The organism is Hymenobacter sp. (assembly GCF_031398885.1).
GTDB lineage: Bacteria > Bacteroidota > Bacteroidia > Cytophagales > Hymenobacteraceae > Hymenobacter.
Map to the genome: position 1 here is coordinate 40,143 of NZ_JANNOD010000028.1, position 17,310 is coordinate 57,452.

Below are 17,310 nucleotides of genomic sequence, written 5' to 3' on the forward strand. Positions count from 1 at the left end.
TTCTTACCTTCCGAGTGGTCCAACAGGAAGCCCCAACCGCTGCGCCATGCTGCACGTGTCCCCATCAAATTCTCCTGCTCCCATGCTTGCTGAATTGCTGGCCGGCTGCCAACGGCAGGAGCGGGTGGCCCAGCGCCGCTTGTACGGACAGTTTCACGGGTACGCCATGAGCATTTGCCTGCGTTACGCCCGCGACCGCGACCAGGCGCTGGAAGCGGCCAATGACGGCTTTTTGAAAGTATTCCGCGATTTACCCCGCTTCGACGCCACCCGGCACCCCGAAGACGTGCCGGGCTCGTTCCGGGGCTGGCTCAAGCGCATCATGATTTACACGGCCATCGACCACTACCGCGCCAACGAGCGCCACCAGCACCAGCAGGAGCTCACCGACGCGACCCTGAACCAAGCCGACGGCGCCGCCACGCCCCTCGACTCCTTGAGCTACGACGAGCTGCTGAGCCTGGTGCAGCGCCTGCCCCCGGCCTACCGGGCGGTATTCAACCTGGCGGTGATTGACGGCTTTGGCCACGAGGAAATCGCGCAGCAGCTGCGCATCTCGGTGGGCACTTCCAAATCAAATTTATTTAAGGCCCGGGCCCATTTGCGGACGATGCTGGCCCAGTACAATATTTCCGAAAAAGCTAGCTATGTGGCCCGATAACGATATCGATAAGGCATTTCAACGGCTCAATCCGCCGGAGCCCGAGCCCGCGTCCTTTCCGCTGGATGCCTGGCTGCGCCTCGAAACGCGGCTGGACCAAGCGGTGATTGAACGCGCCGTGCGGCAAAAGCTGTGGCGATTTTTCGCGGCCGAAGTGGCCGTGGTGGCCCTCGTGGCCCTGGGCTGGCTGCTGTGGCCCACCAGCCCATTGGCCCCGGCCAAACCCCTCGCGGCCGCCCCTAAACTGACCACAACCCCTTCTGCAGTAACGACTGCCAGCGCAACCAAGCCCCAAAATAAAACCGCAGCCACTGCGCTAAACCGCGCGCCCACAGCAACGGTCAAAGCCCCAGCTGCTATTGACGCTCCAGCAACCCCGGTTGCCACCGGCGCTGCCACGATTTCCGGCGCGGGCACCGGGGCCGGAAGGCCGACGCTGCCACTACTCGCCGCTACCCGGGCGCTACAGCGGCTGGCCGGTGCAGCGCCCGATACCCGGCGGAAACAATTCCAGCACAAACAACAGCCGGCCGACAAGCTACCTGTAAGCAATAAAGTGTCGATGAGCGCCGTCACCCCTACCACACGCAACGTGCCGCGCCGGACCAACGGGGAGCCCGCCTACGCTGGCCGCAACCCAGCGGATTTAACGTCCGCGTCGGTTAGCAACGCGAATACAGCTCCTCGACAGGCAAGCACGGACGAACGGGACCCAACTCCGAATGGCGTAGTCCTTCAGGCCGCTTCAGCCGGGGCATCGGTTCCGGCTGACGCTCCGGCTGAAGCGGCCGCACCTGACCTGCTGGCCCTGGCGGTGCAGCCCGTGGCTCTGGCGCCGGTTGCCGCCCCGGACCTGCCCGCCGCGCTGGCGGTGGCGGACGCACCCGCTCGTCCGCTGCCGGCCGGGGCGGCGCTTCCGCCGCGCTTCTTCGTGGGGCTGGTGGCGGCGCCCGACGTGAGCACCGTGAAGTTTGTTGGAATGCAGGCCCCGCTGCCCAACGTGGGCGTGACGCTGGAGTACCGGCTCGGCAACCGCCTGCGCCTGAGCACCGGCCTGCTGCGCTCGACCAAGCAGTACGCGGCCCGGCGCGACGACTACGACTGGCGCAATTATCCCCGAGCTTATTACCGCGATTTTACGCACGTGGACGCCACCTGCACGGTGCTCGACGTGCCGCTGAATCTACGCTACGACCTGGCCGTGGGGGCACGGTTTCGGGTGTTTGGCAGCGCGGGCTTGTCCACGTTCTTCATGCAGCGCGAGCGGTACACGTACGACTACGTGGAAAACGGCCAGCCTGAAATCTGGGACCGGTCGGTGGTCAACCAAAACCGGCACTTATTCGGCATCTTCAATCTGTCGGCGGGCTACGAACGTAGCTTGGGCAAGCGCTGGAGCGTGCAGGCCGAACCTTACCTGAAGCTGCCGCTGGCCGGCGTGGGCCAGGGCAGGGTAAACCTGGTCAGCGGCGGGGTGTTCATGGGCGTGAAACACGGCTTTTGAATCCGCCAGGCCGGACGCGGGCCCAGCGCGGAACAGCATTTTGCATCGTAATTTTCAACCTCCTACACTGGCGTAATCCGCGCGGTCGTTTTCGTTTTTTCCAAGTATCCTCTTTGATGAGCTCTGATATGTCTGCTACTTCCCCCTTTTCTGCGTTTTTCCGGCCGGTGCTGCTCGGCACTGCGGTGCTGCTGCTGGGCCTGGCGGCGGGCTGCAGCTACTCCAACGGCGGCCCGGCCGACCTCGTGGTGCCCTGCGATGCCACGCCCCAGGCGGTTACCTACGCCGGGGTCATCTCCCCCATTTTTGATACGCACTGCCGCGAGTGCCACGCCACCAACAAGGCGTCGGCGTTGGGCGGCGGCATTGTCTTCAACGACTACAACGACATTGCCCAGTTCCCTTCGTCGACCTTGTTGGCCAGCATCAAGCATTTGCCCACCGGCGACCCCATGCCCAAGGGCCGGGCCAAAATCCCGGAGTGCGACATTCTGCGCATCGAGGCTTGGATGAACGCGGGCAAGCTTAATAATTAATTCCAGCGCCATGAAACAGCCTTTTTTACCCCTGCTACTTTTGCTGCTGCTTGCCGCCCCGGGCCGCGCCCACGCCCAGGGCAAGTACCTCACCAAGGCGGGCGTGGTAACCTTTTTTTCGGCCACGCCCATTGAGGACATCGAAGCCCGCAACCAACAGGTGGCGGCGGTGCTTGACCTGGGTACCAGCCAGTTGGCGTTTTCGCTGCCCGTCACGGGCTTCGTCTTCAAGCGCACGCTGATGCAGGAGCACTTCAACGAGAACTACATGGAGTCGGAGAAATTTCCCAAGGCCACCTTCACGGGCCGCTTCACGGGGGCCGACGCGGCCACGCTGGCCGCCGCGGGCCCGCACGCGGTGCAGGTGGAAGGCAGCCTCACCATGCACGGCGTCACGCAGCGCATCCAGGTGCCCGCCAGCCTGGAGCTCAAGAACGGCCAGCTCCTGGCCGCGGCCACGTTCACGGTGGCCACGGCCGACTACCACATCGAGATTCCGCTGCTGGTGCGCGACAAAATTGCCAAAACGGTGAGCGTGCGCGTGAACCTCGCCTGCAACCCGGCGCCCGGCGCCGTGGGCGCCACCACCCCGCCGGCGGCCCGCTAGCCCGGCCACGGCCCCACCACCTCGTCACCCATACGCCAGTTAAACGTTGCTTTATGACCCGCCACTCTTACGCTGCTCCTTTTGTTGCCGGCTTGCTGCTGACCGGCTTGCTGGCCCTGGCCGGGCCGGCCCGCGCCCAAACCGACCTGCTGGGCGAACTCGAAAAGCAAACTGCTGACTCGACCGGGCGCGAAGTGGTGACGGCCACGTTCAAGGCCACGCACATCATCAACTCGCAGTCGGTGGAAACGCCGGGGGCGGGCACGCTGGCCTTCCTCATCCAGCACCGCTTCGGCACGCTGAACAGCGGCGCTTACGAGTTTTTTGGGCTCGACCAGGCCGTGCTGCGCCTGGGTTTTGAGTACGGCCTGACCGACCGGCTGGCCGTGGGCGTCGGCCGCAGCTCGCAAGACAAAACCTTCGACGGCTTCGTGAAGTACCGCGCCCTGCGCCAAACCACAGGCGCGCGGCCCATGCCCGTCTCGGTCACGCTGTTTGCGTCGTCGGCCATCACCACGCTCAAATTCAACGAGCCCACCGTGGAACGCACCACGGCTTCGCGCGTCGACTACGCCTACCAGGTGCTCATTGCCCGCAAGTTCAGCCCCAGCTTGTCGGTGCAGCTTATGCCCACGCTCATTCACCGCAACTTTGTGGCGCGCTCCGACATGCAAAACGACGTGTACGCCCTGGGCGCGGGCCTGCGCCAGAAGCTCACCAAGCGGCTGGCCCTCACCGCCGACTATTTCTACGTGCTGCCCGGCAATACGGCCGACACCTACCGCAACGCCCTCGGCCTGGGCGTCGACATCGAAACCGGCGGCCACGTGTTTCAGCTGCACCTGACCAATTCCAAGGGCATGGTTGAGAAATTTTTCGTACCCCAAACCGACGGTAATTTTTTCGACGGCGACATCTATTTCGGCTTCACCGTGGCCCGGAATTTCACGGTGAAATCGCAACTTTAAGGAATTAGAAATTAAAAATGAAGAATTAAAAATGCCCGCCTGACGATTCAGGCGGGCATTTTTAATTCTTCATTTTTAATTTCTAATTCCTTAAACCAAAATGCCTTCCGCCACTACGCTTTGCACCTCGGGCACCATGCGCTTGAGCAGGTTTTCGATGCCCGATTTCAAGGTGACCGTGGCCGAGGGGCAGCCGGAGCACGAGCCCTGCAGGTTCACGGTGACCACGCCTTCGTGGTAGCTTTTGAAGGTAATGTTGCCGCCGTCCTGCTCCACGGCGGGGCGCACGTAGTTGTCGAGCAGGTCGATGACTTTCTGGGCAATCTGGCCTTCCTGCTGGGTGGGGTCGCCGGCGGTGGCGGCCTGGGCGGCCTTTTGTTCGGCGGCGGGGTCAACCAGGAAGATGGGGCCGCCGGCCTCCACGTAGCTCTTCAGGAACTGGCGCAGCTCCGGGATGAGCTGGGTCCAGGTTAGCTCGGGTTGGCTTTTGGTGACGGTGACGAAGTTCTGGGCAATGAATACGCGGCCCACGTAATCGAACCCGAACAGCTCCTGCGCCAGCGGCGAGTTGGCCGCCGCTTCGAGGGTGGGATAATCCACGCTCACGCCGTCGGGCAGCAGGTTGGAGTTCAGGACAAACTTCATGCTCTCCGGGTTGGGAGAAGCTTCGGCATAAATAGAGACAGCGGACATGGCTTCGGGGCTTAAATCAAGGAGAGAACCGCAGAAGTTGCGGCTGCTAATGTACAACCACGCTGGGGCGGCCGAGGTTGCAAATGTACGTACATTGGTTGCAAGGCGCGGGGCTGGCCCCCGCGCCCTACAGCCGGTTGGCCCGGGCGCGCAGCAGCAGGTCGGCCAGCACCAGCTGCGTCATGGCTTCCACGATGGGCACGGCGCGGGGCAGCACGCAAGGGTCGTGGCGGCCCCGGCCCGCCAGCGTCACGGCCTCGCCTTGGTCGTTGATGGTTTGCTGGGGCTGCAGCAGCGTGGCCACGGGCTTGAAGGCGACGCGGAAATAAATGTCCTGCCCGTTGCTGATGCCGCCCTGGCTGCCGCCGCTGTGGTTGGTGCGGGTGCGCACGGCGCCGGCCGCGTCGGTATAAAATTCGTCGTTGTGCACCGAGCCCGGCAGCCTGGTGCCCGCGAACCCGGACCCAAACTCAAAGCCCTTCACGGCGTTGATGCTGAGCAGGGCGTGGCCCAGCACGGCCGGCAATTTGTCGAACACGGGCTCGCCCAGGCCGGCGGGCACGTGGCGCGCCACGCCCGTTATCACGCCGCCCACGGTGTCGTGCGCCGCCTGCGCCGCGCGGATGCGGGCCTCCATCAGGGCCGCCGTCTCCGGGTGCGGGCAGCGCACGGGGTTGGTGTCAATCAGGCTCAGGTCCAGCTCTCCGTATTCCAAGGGCACTTCTACCTCGCCCACGGCCGACACGTAGGCGGCAACCTCGACCCCAAAATGCGCCAGCACCCGCATGGCCACGGCGCCGGCCGCCACGCGGGCGGCCGTTTCGCGGGCTGAGCTGCGGCCCCCGCCCCGGTAGTCGCGGCGGCCGTATTTGGCGTCGTAGGTGTAGTCGGCGTGGCTGGCGCGGTAGGCGTGGGCAATGTGGGAGTAGTCGTCGGAGCGCTGGTCGGCGTTGGGGATAAACAGGCTGATGGGCGTGCCCGTGGTCTTCCCCTCAAACAGGCCCGACTGGATGTGCACCGCGTCGGCCTCCTTGCGCGGCGTGGTCAGGTCCGACTGGCCGGGCCGGCGCCGGTCGAGGGCGGCCTGAATGTGAGCCACCTCCACCGCTACACCCGCCGGGCAGCCGTCGATGATGACACCAATGCCCGCCCCGTGCGACTCGCCAAACGTGGTGATGCGAAAGAGGGAGCCGAAGGTATTGGACATTAATTAGTGATGAATGATTAGTGGTGAGTGATTAGTGGTTAATGAGTTGCTTCTGTCAGGATTTCGGATTTGCGTTCACAAGTTCGAAAACTAACCACTATCCGTTAACCACTAATCACTAACAAAGCTACCCCCGGCGCCCGGCCCGCCACCAGCCGATTCCTACCAGGCCCACCAGGCCCACCAAGAGCCAATCGGCGTAGCGCCGGACATCGCGGTACACGTCCAGCGACTGCATTGTCGAGTCGGCTTCGGCCAGCGCGGGGCCGTAGAACGGGTCGTCCTCGGGCCTGGGCAGCGGCGCGGGGGCCGCGGCCGCCCCGCGCACCACGGGCCGGACCCGGGGCCGCAGGGTGTCGTAGCGCGCCGTGGCCGGGTTGAACACAATGAGACGCCAAAGGCTGTCGAGCGGCAGCGGGCCGGGCCGCCGGGCCACCAGCCGGTAGCGAAACAGCTTGCGCCCACCGCCCGGCGCGGGCTCCTCGCGCACCTCGGGGCCGTACACGTCCAGGCCCGGCCGCGGGGCCAGCGTTGGCGCCAGCAAGCCGGCCAGGTTGCCGCGGCCTTCCACGCCGAATGTGTACGCAAACGGCTGCCCCACCCGGAACGTGCGGGCGCTGAGCGCTTCCCGCACCTGGTAGCTGCCCACGGCCACCGCTTCGCCCTGCGGGTGCGGCGGCAAGGCGCGCACCTGCACCGTGACGCCCGGGGCCAGGTACGTTTTGTAGCCCGCTAGGCGGTTGTCCAGCCCCGGCTCGGGCTTTTTGAGAAACTTAAATTTCACCATCGTCAGGGCCAGGGGCGGAAACTGCAGGGGCTGGGCCGTGAGGGGGTAATAAGTGTTTTCGGCCAGCCGAAAGCGCAGGTACACCTGGCCCTGGCTTCGCACGGTGTCGGGGTCCACGCTCGCCTCGGGACCGGCCGTTTGCCAGGCCGTGGGCTGGTGCAGCTCGTGCAGCAGCAGGGGCAGCTGGTCGGTGAAGTCGTGGAAGGCCAGCATGATTTGGTCGGCTGGCGTGAGGTAGAAATACAGCCCCACCCGCACACCTTCGCCGGCGAACACGCTGGGCCGGTCGGCCACCACGGCCAGAAAAGCGCGGTCGGCCAGCTCCTGGTACAGCGCCGGCTTGGGCTTGCCAAACAGCTTGTCGAGGTCGCCCACGGCTTGCAGCGGCGCGGCGGGGTGGGCCGGCTTGGTGAGGGCCGCCGGGTTTGCAGATGGGCCCGGGGGCGCGGGCGGGGCCGGCCCCACGCGCACCGTGGCCGCCGGGCTGCGCAGCACCACGCCGTTCACCGTCAGCTGGAAGGGCTTGATGGCGTATTCGCCCTCGCCGTAGGGCACGTAGCGCTGGGTGATGGTCAGGTCGGTGAAGCGCCGGCCCTGCACGATGCGCGTGGTGGTGGTGCGGGCCTTGCCGCTTTTTTTGAAGCCGTCCAGCTCCGGAAATTCCGAATACCGGTCCAGGGCCCCGCCCCGCAGCCGGAACCCCAGCGTGAACACCCCCGTCACGGGCAGCGCGGCCGGGCCCGGCACCAGCACCACGTCGGCCGGTGCAACGGCGCCGGGCTGGGGGGCCACCGGCTGGGCGGGGGCCGCGCTCGTGCCCGATACCGCCACGAGCAGAGCCGCTATCCCAAAAAGTCTTCCCATGGTCTTGCGCTCGTTAATGGGCCCAAAAGTAGCTCTAACCGCTGGAATCGCCCTTATGGTCAAAATTGCAATTCCTCACCGGCAGGCCCGAAATGCGTCCGAACCCGAAAAAAGTAGCCGGCACAAATCCTTTCCCCCGCTCCCCGCCGTATCTGCCCCCACAAAACCCCGGCCCATCCATTCTTTTGCCAATGCTTGGCCATTGATTTCGCTCAGGCCTCCGTCGACTTCCCCTTTAGTTTCCATTTTTCATTTATTCATTCCACACCCATGTCTGATAAACTTCAGCCCCGCGGCTCCGACGAAACCACGTTCGCCCAACCGCTGTACACGCCCATCAAGCGGCGCTCCTTCTTCATGTACGCCGGTGCCACCGCCGGTGCTTCGGCCCTGGTCCTGGCCGGTTGCTCGGACGACGAGGACGACAACAAGCCGGCGCTGCCCGCCGGTAATTCCATGACGTCCAACGGCGCCATCAGCCTGGGTTCGGGCGACGTCGGGGTGCTGAACTATGCCTACGCGCTGGAACAGCTCGAAGCCGACTTCTACAGCAAAGTGGCTGCCTTGCCCATGGGCATCCTGACGGGCGTGGAGTACACGTACTTCCAGCAGGTTTCGAAGCACGAGGCCATTCACCGCGACTTTTTCAAAGCCGCCATCACGCGCGACGCCGGTACGCAGTTGTTGCGCCCACTGACCCCCGTGTATCCTGCCGGCACCTTTGACACCCGTGACAAAATTCTGGCCACGGCCAAAACGTTTGAGGACCTCGGCGTAGCGGCTTACAACGGCGCGGGCAAGCTCCTCAAAACGCCTGCTTACCTCGTGATTGCCGGCCAGATTGTGTCGGTGGAAGCCCGCCACGCCGCCTACATCCGCGACTTGGTACTGCCCGGCTCCTTCGCCGCCGACGACGTTGTAAACGTCTCGCTGGGCCTGGACATGGCCATGGCCCCCACCGCCGTGATTGAGGCCGCCAAGGGTTTCATCACCGAGAAGCTGGATGCCAGCTCCGTGGGCGTTAATAATTAGTGTCTCTTCTCTCAACCGCAATCAATCTTCGCCATGAATTTCTTCAATATAATTAACAAGCTTTCCGAGGTGGACCCCGACGTACTGGGCCGCCTGGATTCCCGCCGCGCCGTGTTCAGCTCGCTGACCAAAGTGGCCAAGGGCACGGCCATGGCCTCGGCGCCGGCTCTGCTCGCCTCGTTTTTCTCGAAAGCATACGCTGGCACCAATGCCGGCGACCCCAAGGAAGTGTTCAACTACGCGCTGACCCTGGAGTACCTGGAGGATGATTTTTACAAAAAGGTGATTGATTCGCCCCAGTTCATTCTGCAATCGGCGGCGGACCAGGCGGCCATTCGCCAGATTAAGAAGCACGAAGCTTCGCACGTTGCGCTCCTGCGCACGGTAATTAGTGCCATCGGCGGCACGCCCGTCGCACCGGTCACGTTCAAAGCCGCCACGTTCGCTACGCTGGCTACGTTCGCTGCTCAACTGGAAGTTGCGCAGTTGCTGGAAGACACCGGCGTGCGGGCCTACAAAGGCCGTGCTGGCGACCTGCTGGGCATTGCCGACGTTAACATCACCGGTGTTGGCATGGTGAACCCTCTGCAAGCCGCCCTGCAAATCCACTCGGTGGAGGCCCGCCACGCCTCGCACATCCGCACGATGCGCGGCCAAACGGCCTGGATTAACGGCGACGGTGATTTGGACGGCCGTGACAATTACAAAGGCCTTATTCCCGAAAATACGGTTGTGCAATCGAGCGTAAACCTGACTACTGGCTTGCCCACGCCTTACACTGCCAAGGACGCACAAGCTTCATTCGACGAAGTCCTGACGGTGCAGGAGGTATTAGCGCTCGTCACACCTTTGCTCAGTTAAGTTTCAAGTGGCCCTCTTTTCGGGCTCCACTGTTTGACAACGCCGGTTCCGCATTGCGGGACCGGCGTTGTCGTTTTTAGAGCAGCGCCAATCGGGCCCAATCCGCCCGGGTGCGAATTGCTTGGGCCAAGGTCCGTACTCCTCGGGTTGAAAAAGCACCTTCTACCTTTGCAATAGCTTTATTGAAGGCACACGAAGCAACCCTTGAGCGGCGTTTGACCTCTTCGTTTTGCTGATGCCGGCCGGCTTGTCGCCAATTTTGTGCTTCCCAGCACGGCGCTTTGCCCGAAAGCTCGTTTACTGGTTTCGCCCTTTCGCGCATATTTAATCCCCCATTTCTCATGTCCGATACGCTTCGGCCTACTGGCTCCGACAATACGCAGCTCGCCCGGCCGCTTCGGGTGCCCATCAAACGGCGCTCCTTTTTCATGTACGCCGGGGCTACGGCCGGCGCCACCGCGCTGGTGCTGGCCGGCTGCAACGACGACGACGACAAAAACCAACCCGCCGCCCCCACCACGGTCAACGTGGGCATCACGGCCGCCAACGACGTGGGCGTGCTCAACTACGCCTACGCCCTGGAACAGCTGGAGGCCGCTTTTTACACGCAGGTCAAAGACGGCGCCTACTACCAAGGCCTGCCGGCCGCCAGCGCCGAAAAGCAAATCCTGGACGACTTGCAGTACCACGAAATAGCGCACCGCGAATTTTTTAAAGCCGCGCTCGGGGGCGCCGCCATTCGGGGGCTGGAGCCCGATTTTAGCACCGTCGACTTTGGCGTGCGCAACGGCGCCGCCGCGGGCAAGCTGGGCGTGCTCGAAGCGGCCAAGGCCTTCGAGGACCTGGGCGTGGCCGCTTACAACGGGGCGGGCAAGTTCATCCAAACCCCGCTCAACTTGCTGCTGGCCGGCAAAATCGTGTCGGTGGAAGCCCGGCACGCGGCGCTCATCCGCGACCTGCTGCTGGAAGCCAGCTTCGTGGGCGACGACGTGGTGCAGGTCAGCACCGGCGGCCCCATCGTGGCCGGCGGCCCGGTTTCCGCCACGCCCACTGGCCTGGAGCGCTCCAAGTCCCCGGCCGACGTGGTGCAAATCGTCAACACGTTTCTCAAGGAGGGCTCGAAGCTGGACGTTTCCGGCCTGGTGTAGGCCACTTGGCTGCTCGTTCCTTTCTGACCTCACCTTCCCCGCTTCATGAATTTCCTGCATATTATTTCCGAAATTGAAAAGGTCGACCCCGAAGTGTACGGCCGGCTCAACTCCCGCCGCCGCGTATTTCAACACCTGGGCGGCCTGGGCGGCAAGCTTGCGGCGGCGGCCGTGCCGCTGGCCCTGGGGTCCATCTTTACCCGGGCCTACGCCGGCGCTGCTGCCACCCAAGCCACCGTGCTCGAAGTGCTGAACTTTGCGCTGGTGCTGGAACACCTGGAGGCCAATTTCTACAACGCCGGGCTGGCCAATGCTGCCGTCACCAGCGGCCTCAGCGCCAACAACGTCGCGGCGCTCAACGCCATCCGGGCCGACGAAAACAACCACGTCGCCTTTTTGCGCGGGGTCATTTCGGCGCCGCCGTTCAACGCCACCCCGGCCAGCCCGGTTCCGGCCGATTTTGACTTCACGGGGGCGCAGGGCGGCACGCGCCCGGCCCTGTTCGCCGACGTGCTGGCCAACCCGGCTACCTTTCTGGCCGTGGCTCAGGCCCTGGAAGACACCGGCGTGCGCGCCTACAAGGGCGGGGCCACGGACCTGATGTCGAATAAAACCGTGCTCGAAGCCGCCCTGAACATTCACTCGGTGGAGGCCCGCCACGCCGCGCGCATCCGCACCATGCGCCGCGGCGGCCTCACGCCCCCCGGCGACCGGGCCTCGCTCGTGGCCCCCGACGCTGCTAACCCCGGCGGCTCCCCCAAGAGCTGGGTGTCGGGCCGCGACGGCAACGGGCCCGCTCCCGGCAAAACCGACGCCGTGTATGGCCCCGGCACCCCCGCCGCGGGCGCGGTTACGAATATTTTCTATCCCGCCGAGGACAACGTGAAGCAGGCCGCAGCCGACATTACGACCTTGCTCTCGGCCGCCGCCGTTGCTGGCCTGGCCGCGGCCGGGGCGGCGGTGGCCGCCACCGAGTCGTTCGATGAGCCCCTGGACATGGCCACCGTGAAGGCCATTGCCCGCAACTTCGTGAAACCTGGGACGCCCACATTCGCGCTGCTGGCGTAGCCGCCTCCGCGGGTTCCCGCAGGTTCGCGTTTTTGCACAAGGCCGGCCTGGAAGCCGCCCTTAATTTCAGGGCCATGCCACCCCGGCGGCCCGCCGAGTATCTTTGTGGACGGCGGCAGGGTGCGTTTGGCCATTCCGCCGGTTTATTCCTTATGTCTGACTCAATCATCTCCCGCGGCAATTCGCTGCCCCGCCGCTCCTTCCTGCGGGTGGCGGGCGCTTCAGCGGCGGCGGCGTCGCTGGTGCTGGCCGGCTGCGACACCAGCACCCCTCCCCCCGTCGCTGTCGACCAGAACCTGCTTAGCTTGGCCGAAGGCGACCCGGGCCTGCTCAACTACCTCTACTTGCTGGAGCAGCTGGAGGCCGCGTTTTACCAACGGGTGGTGACGGCCCCGCCGGCAGATTTCCGACCCGGCGAGCAAGCCTTTTTTGAAGACCTGCGCGACCACGAGCTGGTGCACCGCGAGACCTTGCGCTACGTCCTGGGCACCAGCGCCTACGATGCGGTCCTGGCGACGCCCATTCCCTTCGATTTTTCCAGCCTGACGCTCACCACGCGCGCCGGGGTGCTGGCCGCCGCTCAACAACTCGAAGATTTGGGCGTGGCCGCCTACGCCGGGGCGCTGCGCCTGGTGCGCGCGGCCAGCACCGTGGCGTTGCTAGCCAAAATAGCGTCCGTCGAGGCCCGCCACGCTGCCTTTGTCCGCGACCTCCTTACGCCGGGCTCCTTCGCCGGGGATGACGTGGTGGTCAGCACCGACGGCCTGCAAAGCGCCGGCGTGGCCAAAACGCCCACGCAGGTGGTGGCCGAAACCAAGGCTTTTTTCTTGCCCGTCGTGGTATCCATCGATGCGCTGCCCCAGGCGTAAGGCTCTTTTTTTGCCCATTTCCGCATGACTATTCTTTCGCTTCTCGACCGGCTCAGCGCCGCCGATGTTCCTTCGGGGCCTACTCCGCGCCGCCACCTGCTGCGCCAGCTAGGCCAGACGGGACTTCGGGCGGCCGGGGCCGTGCTGCCCCTGGCCCTACCGGCCCAGGCTGCCCCCACCGAAACCACCTTCGACGCCACGCTGCTGCTGCTCAAGCTGGAAGATTTGCTCGGCAGCTTCTACGGCCAGGCGCTGTCGGCTCCCGTGCTCACCGGCCCGGCGCAAGCCGCGGTGCGGCCCGATTTTGAACGCCTACTCCGCCAGCAGCAGGGCCACGCCCAGTTCCTGCGCGCGGCCCTGACGGCCACCGGCATCACCCCGCCCCCGTCCCCGAGCTTCGACTTCAGCGGCCGCAAAAACAACCCTTTCAACCCGGTGCTGTTTCCGGCCGTCTTCACCGACTACGGGGCCTTCCTGCAGTTGGCGCAGCAGCTCGAAGACGCCAGCGCGGCCACCTACCTGGGCCAGGCCGCCTTCTTTGTCACCGACAAGCCCCTGCTCGACGCCGTGCTCCGCATGCAAAGCGTGGAAGCCCGCCACGCTTCCCACCTGCGCACCCTGCGCCGGGCCGCGGGCCCCGCCGCCGTAAAAAGCTGGCCCAGCACCGCCGACGCCGCCCCGGCCCCGGCGGTGCTGGTGCCGAGCACGGCGGGCAGCGCCGCCGCGCCGGTGTCCATTTATACTTTCGAGGCCAACGAGACGCAGGTGGTGACTGGCACCAACACGGTGCCCTTCCCCACCGTTCTCACCGGCAACACCGCCGTCCAGTTCCGGGCGCCGGCCGAGGCATTCGACGAGCCGCTGCCCACCCTGCAAGCCAGCGCGTTGCTTGGTATCTTCGGTTGAAGACTCACAAAATTTGGGTGTTTTTTTCAAGAAGAGTGGCACAGGCTGCTCTTTTTGCGTATTGGGGCACCCATCCACCTCCTATCCCTTCCTTCCCCTTGCGCAGCCCTGCCGCCTTGTCGTATCTTTCATATCCTGCTGCCGGCCAAGCCCCGCCGTACGCTTCGACTGCCGCTTTTCCTTATTTTTTCACTGCTCTTCCTGCTCCCTTCCGATGCTAGATTACGTGAAAATGATTCTGCTGAAAGTCAGTTTCAACAAAGCGCTGTTCGAGAAAGAACTCCGCAAAGCCCTCAAAATGCTGGTGCCGGCCGAAGTGCCGGATTTCCGCAGCTGGTGCTACCAGCAGTTTGCCCACATCTACCGCAAGGTGTTGAAACGGGTATTCGGCAGCTTCGAAATCGCCGGCAGCTAGTTGTTGGGTAGTTGTCAGTTGCTCGTTGTCAGTTGTTAGCCGCGGTTTCAAAACACCTTAACAACTGACAACTGATAACTGATAACTGATAACTGATAACAAGCAACTAACTACCCGCCCGTCACAAATTTGATGTTGCGCTTGAGCCCTTCGTAGCCCGTGCGCTGCACGGCTGACTGGCGGAACAGCTCCGTGAACAGCTCGTGGGTGATTTCGCGCCAGTCGCCGGGCGTCAGGTCCTTCAGGCCGGGCGCGGGGTTGAACTGGGGTTCTTGGTGGGGCTGGCTAAAGCGGTTCCAGGGGCACACGTCCTGGCAGATGTCGCAGCCGAACACCCAGTTGCCGAACTGCCCGGCCACTTCGGTCGGAATCTGGTCCTTGAGTTCGATAGTGAAGTAGCTGATGCACTTGCTGCCGTCCACCACGTAGGGCTCGGTAATGGCCTGCGTCGGGCAGGCGTCTACGCACTTGGTGCACGTGCCGCAGTAGTCGCGGATGGGCCCGTCGGCGGGCAGGGCCACGTCCACAATCAGCTCGGCGATGAAGTAGAACGAGCCGGCGCCGGGCGTTATCAGATTTGAGTTTTTGCCCACCCAGCCCAAGCCGGATTTCTTGGCCCAGGCCTTGTCCAGCACCGGGGCCGAGTCCACGAAGCAGCGCCCGCCAATCTGGCCTATTTCGGCTTCCATGTCAGCCAGCAGCGTTCTCAGCTTGTCTTTGATGACGAAGTGGTAGTCGCGGCCGTAAGCGTACTTGCTGATTTTGAGCGTGTCGTCGGGCTGCTGGTCTTCCGGCGCGGGATAATAATTCAGCAGCAGCGAAATCACCGATTTAGCCCCGTCCACCAGCCGGCGCGGGTCGAGGCGCTTGTCAAAATGGTTTTCCATGTAGCCCATGCGCCCGTTCATGCGCTTGGTCAGCCAGGTTTCCAGGCGCGGGGCTTCCTCCTCCAGAAACTCCGCCCTAGAAATCCCGCAGGCCAGGAACCCCAGTTCCGCCGCGCGGCGCTTGATGAACGGGGCCCAGTCGGCGCGGAGCAGCATGTTCGGGAAAAAGGCTAGAAGGAGTGAGGCAGCAAAGCAGAATCACGGCCGGTCGCGGCCCACGAACCGGTTTTTGCCCAGTAAAAACCCGATGGCAAGGTCGAGGTTACGGGTCAGGCTGGCCTCGGTCTTAAGGCGGGCCAGGTAGCGCACCACCTCCACTTGCCGCGAGGGGGGCAGGCGGTCAAATATCCGCCGCGCCTCGGGGGTTTCCGCCAGCGCCCGCTCCAAGGCCGGGCAAGCCAGCGCGGACGGAGCAGACGGGTTAAAGGCCACCGCGACGACCAGCACCTCGCCAATGCGCCGGGGCGAATGGTCGAGCATGGTCAGGTTGACATACAGCCGCCACTGACCGGCGTAGCGCACCAGCGTTTGCTGGTAGGTCCGGCCGTTTACGGTGCCACACACCCGCACCGGTCCTTTGCTACGGCCGGCCTGTTCAAATACTTTGGCCAGTATTTCAGCGGGTATCTGCACAAACGGATTGATGCCAATCAGTTCGAGTGGGGCGGTGAAGGTTTGCATAGAGTCAAATAGCACCGACTCGCTCATCGGGACGGCCGCAGCCCGCGCCGCACCTGGGAATATACTCGGCCCCGTCCGCAATATCCGTGCGGTCGGCCCAAGCCCCGAAAAGCTCCGGGTCCGCAAACGACTGCCCAGCTTGTACCGGGTCAGCCGCATACAGGATGGGCGGCTGCCGCTTGACAGCCGCATCAACTGGCTTGTTCAGCAACAACACCAGCCCCTCCATGGCCACCCGTGCCCGTTCGGGCAGCGCGTGAATTTCCTGCGCAAGTTCCAAAGCTTCCACGTCCTAAAGCTACAGGTTTACGAAAAAGAAACGCGCCGCTGACCGCAGCGCGCTCTTTGCGGCTTTGGCCCCGCCGCGCCTACTGCGTAATCTCGGCAAATAGGTCGCCGTTGTTGCCGCGCAAGTGGTTGGGCAGCAGGCGCCCTAGGTGCTGGTAGGCGGCTTCGGTGGCCTCCCGGCCGCGGCTGGTGCGCTTGATGTAACCTTCCTGGATGAGGAAGGGCTCGTACACTTCCTCAATGGTTTCGCCTTCCTCGCCACAGGCCGTGGCGATGGTGCTGATGCCCACCGGGCCGCCCTTGAACTTGTCGATGATGGTGGTCAGAATGCGCTTGTCCATGTCGTCGAGGCCGCGGGCGTCCACGTCGAGGGCGTTGAGGGCAAACTGCGCGATTTCGACCGTAATGGTGCCGTCGCCCTTGATTTGGGCGAAGTCGCGGGTGCGGCGCAGCAGGTTGTTGGCGATGCGCGGGGTGCCGCGCGAGCGGCGGGCAATTTCAAAGGCCGCGTCGTCATGAATGGGCGTGCCCAGAATTTCGGCCGAGCGCAGCACAATGGTCGTCAGCAGCTTGGAGTCGTAGTATTCCAGGCGGGCCGAAATGCCGAAGCGGGACCGCAGCGGCGCCGTAAGCAGGCCCGAGCGGGTGGTGGCCCCCACCAGGGTGAAGGGCGACAACGAAATCTGCACCGAGCGGGCGTTGGGGCCCGAATCGAGCATGATGTCGATGCGGTAGTCCTCCATTGCCGAGTACAGGTACTCTTCCACCACGGGATTAAGGCGGTGGATTTCGTCGATGAACAGCACGTCGTGCGGCTCCAGGTTGGTGAGCAGGCCGGCGAGGTCGCTGGGCTTATCGAGCACCGGGCCGGAGGTCATCTTGATGCCCGCGCCCAACTCGTTGGCGATGATGTGCGAGAGCGTGGTTTTGCCCAAGCCGGGGGGGCCGTGCAGCAGCACGTGGTCGAGGGCATCGCCGCGCTGCTTGGCAGCGGCCACGAACACCTTCAGGTTTTCCAGAATCTTCTCCTGGCCCGTGAAGTCGTCGAAACTGAGCGGCCGCAGGGCCTTGTCGATGTCCTTGTCGGTGGCATCGAAGTTGTCGGTATTGCCGGTAAGAAAAGCTTCGCGCATAAATGTAGTTGCTAAAATGGTTGGTCGCTGCTTGCTAAGCAGATGAGTAACCGAGACGCCCGCAAAAAAGCTCCTTTTAGACAAATAAAAGGACGTCATGTCGAGCGCCGCCCAGACATCTCGCATGGGGTAGTATTCCAATCAGCAGGTGAGGCGAGCGAGATGTCTCGGCGGCGCTCGGCATGACGTTTTACC

General features: G+C 63.9%; 19 protein-coding genes. 12 read left to right on the top strand and 7 right to left on the bottom strand.

Features of this window, described 5'->3' with window-relative positions; all coding sequences use genetic code 11:
* The first annotated feature begins 82 nt into the window (after nt 1-82).
* From RMO51_RS04450 to RMO51_RS04470, 5 genes are all read left to right on the top strand, one after another.
* Nucleotides 83-661 (top strand): sigma-70 family RNA polymerase sigma factor, encoded by a 579-nt coding sequence (locus RMO51_RS04450; protein ID WP_310392385.1) that lies wholly within the window; start codon nt 83-85, stop codon nt 659-661.
* Nucleotides 648-2,165, top strand: a complete 1,518-nt coding sequence (locus RMO51_RS04455; RefSeq protein ID WP_310392387.1) for a hypothetical protein — start codon at nt 648-650, stop codon at nt 2,163-2,165. The genes RMO51_RS04450 and RMO51_RS04455 overlap by 14 nt, the downstream gene beginning before the upstream one ends.
* A 128-nt stretch (nt 2,166-2,293) precedes the next feature.
* Complete coding sequence (locus RMO51_RS04460; RefSeq protein WP_310392388.1) at nt 2,294-2,701, top strand: hypothetical protein; 408 nt, start codon at nt 2,294-2,296, stop codon at nt 2,699-2,701.
* A gap of 10 nt (nt 2,702-2,711) precedes the next feature.
* Nucleotides 2,712-3,308, top strand: coding sequence for a YceI family protein (locus RMO51_RS04465; protein ID WP_310392391.1), 597 nt, complete (start codon nt 2,712-2,714; stop codon nt 3,306-3,308).
* 53 nt (nt 3,309-3,361) lie between these two features.
* Entirely contained in the window at nt 3,362-4,276 is a 915-nt protein-coding gene (locus tag RMO51_RS04470; RefSeq protein WP_310392392.1) for a DUF5777 family beta-barrel protein, read from the top strand.
* Between the two features lie 90 nt (nt 4,277-4,366).
* Here RMO51_RS04470 and RMO51_RS04475 read toward each other — a convergent pair whose 3' ends face one another.
* The 3 genes from RMO51_RS04475 to RMO51_RS04485 all read right to left on the bottom strand — a co-directional run bounded on the left by RMO51_RS04475 (nt 4,367) and on the right by RMO51_RS04485 (nt 7,827).
* Nucleotides 4,367-4,969 (bottom strand): NifU family protein, encoded by a 603-nt coding sequence (locus RMO51_RS04475; protein ID WP_310392393.1) that lies wholly within the window; start codon nt 4,967-4,969, stop codon nt 4,367-4,369.
* A gap of 127 nt (nt 4,970-5,096) precedes the next feature.
* A complete protein-coding gene (gene aroC / locus RMO51_RS04480; RefSeq protein WP_310392395.1) occupies nt 5,097-6,176 on the bottom strand; it encodes a chorismate synthase in 1,080 nt (359 codons plus the stop codon).
* Nucleotides 6,177-6,303: 127 nt separating this feature from the next.
* Nucleotides 6,304-7,827 carry a BatD family protein gene (locus RMO51_RS04485; RefSeq protein WP_310392397.1) on the bottom strand — a complete coding sequence of 508 codons (1,524 nt, stop codon included), beginning with the start codon at nt 7,825-7,827 and terminating at the stop codon, nt 6,304-6,306.
* A 270-nt stretch (nt 7,828-8,097) separates the two neighbouring features.
* Here RMO51_RS04485 and RMO51_RS04490 point away from each other — a divergent pair, with 270 nt between their 5' ends.
* The 7 genes from RMO51_RS04490 to RMO51_RS04520 all read left to right on the top strand — a co-directional run bounded on the left by RMO51_RS04490 (nt 8,098) and on the right by RMO51_RS04520 (nt 14,126).
* A complete protein-coding gene (locus tag RMO51_RS04490) occupies nt 8,098-8,859 on the top strand; it encodes a ferritin-like domain-containing protein (protein ID WP_310392400.1) in 762 nt (253 codons plus the stop codon).
* 33 nt (nt 8,860-8,892) lie between these two features.
* Entirely contained in the window at nt 8,893-9,720 is an 828-nt protein-coding gene (locus tag RMO51_RS04495) for a ferritin-like domain-containing protein (RefSeq protein ID WP_310392401.1), read from the top strand.
* 341 nt (nt 9,721-10,061) lie between these two features.
* On the top strand, nt 10,062-10,868 hold the full coding sequence (locus RMO51_RS04500) for a ferritin-like domain-containing protein (RefSeq protein ID WP_310392402.1): 807 nt from the start codon (nt 10,062-10,064) through the stop codon (nt 10,866-10,868).
* A 45-nt stretch (nt 10,869-10,913) separates the two neighbouring features.
* Nucleotides 10,914-11,936 (top strand): ferritin-like domain-containing protein, encoded by a 1,023-nt coding sequence (locus RMO51_RS04505; protein ID WP_310392404.1) that lies wholly within the window; start codon nt 10,914-10,916, stop codon nt 11,934-11,936.
* A gap of 152 nt (nt 11,937-12,088) precedes the next feature.
* Nucleotides 12,089-12,805: a ferritin-like domain-containing protein gene (locus tag RMO51_RS04510; RefSeq protein WP_310392406.1), complete on the top strand. Its 717-nt coding sequence runs from the start codon at nt 12,089-12,091 to the stop codon at nt 12,803-12,805.
* Nucleotides 12,806-12,829: 24 nt separating this feature from the next.
* Nucleotides 12,830-13,711, top strand: a complete 882-nt coding sequence (locus tag RMO51_RS04515) for a ferritin-like domain-containing protein (RefSeq protein WP_310392408.1) — start codon at nt 12,830-12,832, stop codon at nt 13,709-13,711.
* A 214-nt stretch (nt 13,712-13,925) separates the two neighbouring features.
* Nucleotides 13,926-14,126, top strand: a complete 201-nt coding sequence (locus RMO51_RS04520) for a hypothetical protein (RefSeq protein WP_310392410.1) — start codon at nt 13,926-13,928, stop codon at nt 14,124-14,126.
* Between the two features lie 110 nt (nt 14,127-14,236).
* On the opposite strand, the gene queG is transcribed toward RMO51_RS04520, so the two are convergent.
* From queG to ruvB, 4 genes are all read right to left on the bottom strand, one after another.
* Nucleotides 14,237-15,169, bottom strand: a complete 933-nt coding sequence (gene queG / locus RMO51_RS04525) for a tRNA epoxyqueuosine(34) reductase QueG (RefSeq protein WP_310392411.1) — start codon at nt 15,167-15,169, stop codon at nt 14,237-14,239.
* Between the two features lie 42 nt (nt 15,170-15,211).
* Complete coding sequence (locus tag RMO51_RS04530; RefSeq protein ID WP_310392413.1) at nt 15,212-15,694, bottom strand: YdeI/OmpD-associated family protein; 483 nt, start codon at nt 15,692-15,694, stop codon at nt 15,212-15,214.
* A gap of 4 nt (nt 15,695-15,698) precedes the next feature.
* On the bottom strand, nt 15,699-15,983 hold the full coding sequence (locus RMO51_RS04535) for a hypothetical protein (protein WP_310392415.1): 285 nt from the start codon (nt 15,981-15,983) through the stop codon (nt 15,699-15,701).
* Nucleotides 15,984-16,062: 79 nt separating this feature from the next.
* Entirely contained in the window at nt 16,063-17,115 is a 1,053-nt protein-coding gene (ruvB, locus tag RMO51_RS04540) for a Holliday junction branch migration DNA helicase RuvB (protein ID WP_310392417.1), read from the bottom strand.
* Nucleotides 17,116-17,310: the final 195 nt, after the last annotated feature.

Coding starts and splice junctions, on each gene's coding strand:
- RMO51_RS04470 (WP_310392392.1), top strand. CDS start 3,362: ATGACCCGCCACTCTTACGCTGCTCCTTTTGTTGCCGGCTTGCTGCTG.
- RMO51_RS04500 (WP_310392402.1), top strand. CDS start 10,062: ATGTCCGATACGCTTCGGCCTACTGGCTCCGACAATACGCAGCTCGCC.
- RMO51_RS04485 (WP_310392397.1), bottom strand. CDS start 7,827: ATGGGAAGACTTTTTGGGATAGCGGCTCTGCTCGTGGCGGTATCGGGC.
- ruvB (WP_310392417.1), bottom strand. CDS start 17,115: ATGCGCGAAGCTTTTCTTACCGGCAATACCGACAACTTCGATGCCACC.
- RMO51_RS04520 (WP_310392410.1), top strand. CDS start 13,926: ATGCTAGATTACGTGAAAATGATTCTGCTGAAAGTCAGTTTCAACAAA.
- aroC (WP_310392395.1), bottom strand. CDS start 6,176: ATGTCCAATACCTTCGGCTCCCTCTTTCGCATCACCACGTTTGGCGAG.
- RMO51_RS04465 (WP_310392391.1), top strand. CDS start 2,712: ATGAAACAGCCTTTTTTACCCCTGCTACTTTTGCTGCTGCTTGCCGCC.
- RMO51_RS04510 (WP_310392406.1), top strand. CDS start 12,089: ATGTCTGACTCAATCATCTCCCGCGGCAATTCGCTGCCCCGCCGCTCC.
- RMO51_RS04455 (WP_310392387.1), top strand. CDS start 648: ATGTGGCCCGATAACGATATCGATAAGGCATTTCAACGGCTCAATCCG.
- RMO51_RS04515 (WP_310392408.1), top strand. CDS start 12,830: ATGACTATTCTTTCGCTTCTCGACCGGCTCAGCGCCGCCGATGTTCCT.
- RMO51_RS04475 (WP_310392393.1), bottom strand. CDS start 4,969: ATGTCCGCTGTCTCTATTTATGCCGAAGCTTCTCCCAACCCGGAGAGC.
- RMO51_RS04495 (WP_310392401.1), top strand. CDS start 8,893: ATGAATTTCTTCAATATAATTAACAAGCTTTCCGAGGTGGACCCCGAC.
- RMO51_RS04490 (WP_310392400.1), top strand. CDS start 8,098: ATGTCTGATAAACTTCAGCCCCGCGGCTCCGACGAAACCACGTTCGCC.
- RMO51_RS04530 (WP_310392413.1), bottom strand. CDS start 15,694: ATGCAAACCTTCACCGCCCCACTCGAACTGATTGGCATCAATCCGTTT.
- RMO51_RS04505 (WP_310392404.1), top strand. CDS start 10,914: ATGAATTTCCTGCATATTATTTCCGAAATTGAAAAGGTCGACCCCGAA.
- RMO51_RS04460 (WP_310392388.1), top strand. CDS start 2,294: ATGTCTGCTACTTCCCCCTTTTCTGCGTTTTTCCGGCCGGTGCTGCTC.
- queG (WP_310392411.1), bottom strand. CDS start 15,169: ATGCTGCTCCGCGCCGACTGGGCCCCGTTCATCAAGCGCCGCGCGGCG.
- RMO51_RS04450 (WP_310392385.1), top strand. CDS start 83: ATGCTTGCTGAATTGCTGGCCGGCTGCCAACGGCAGGAGCGGGTGGCC.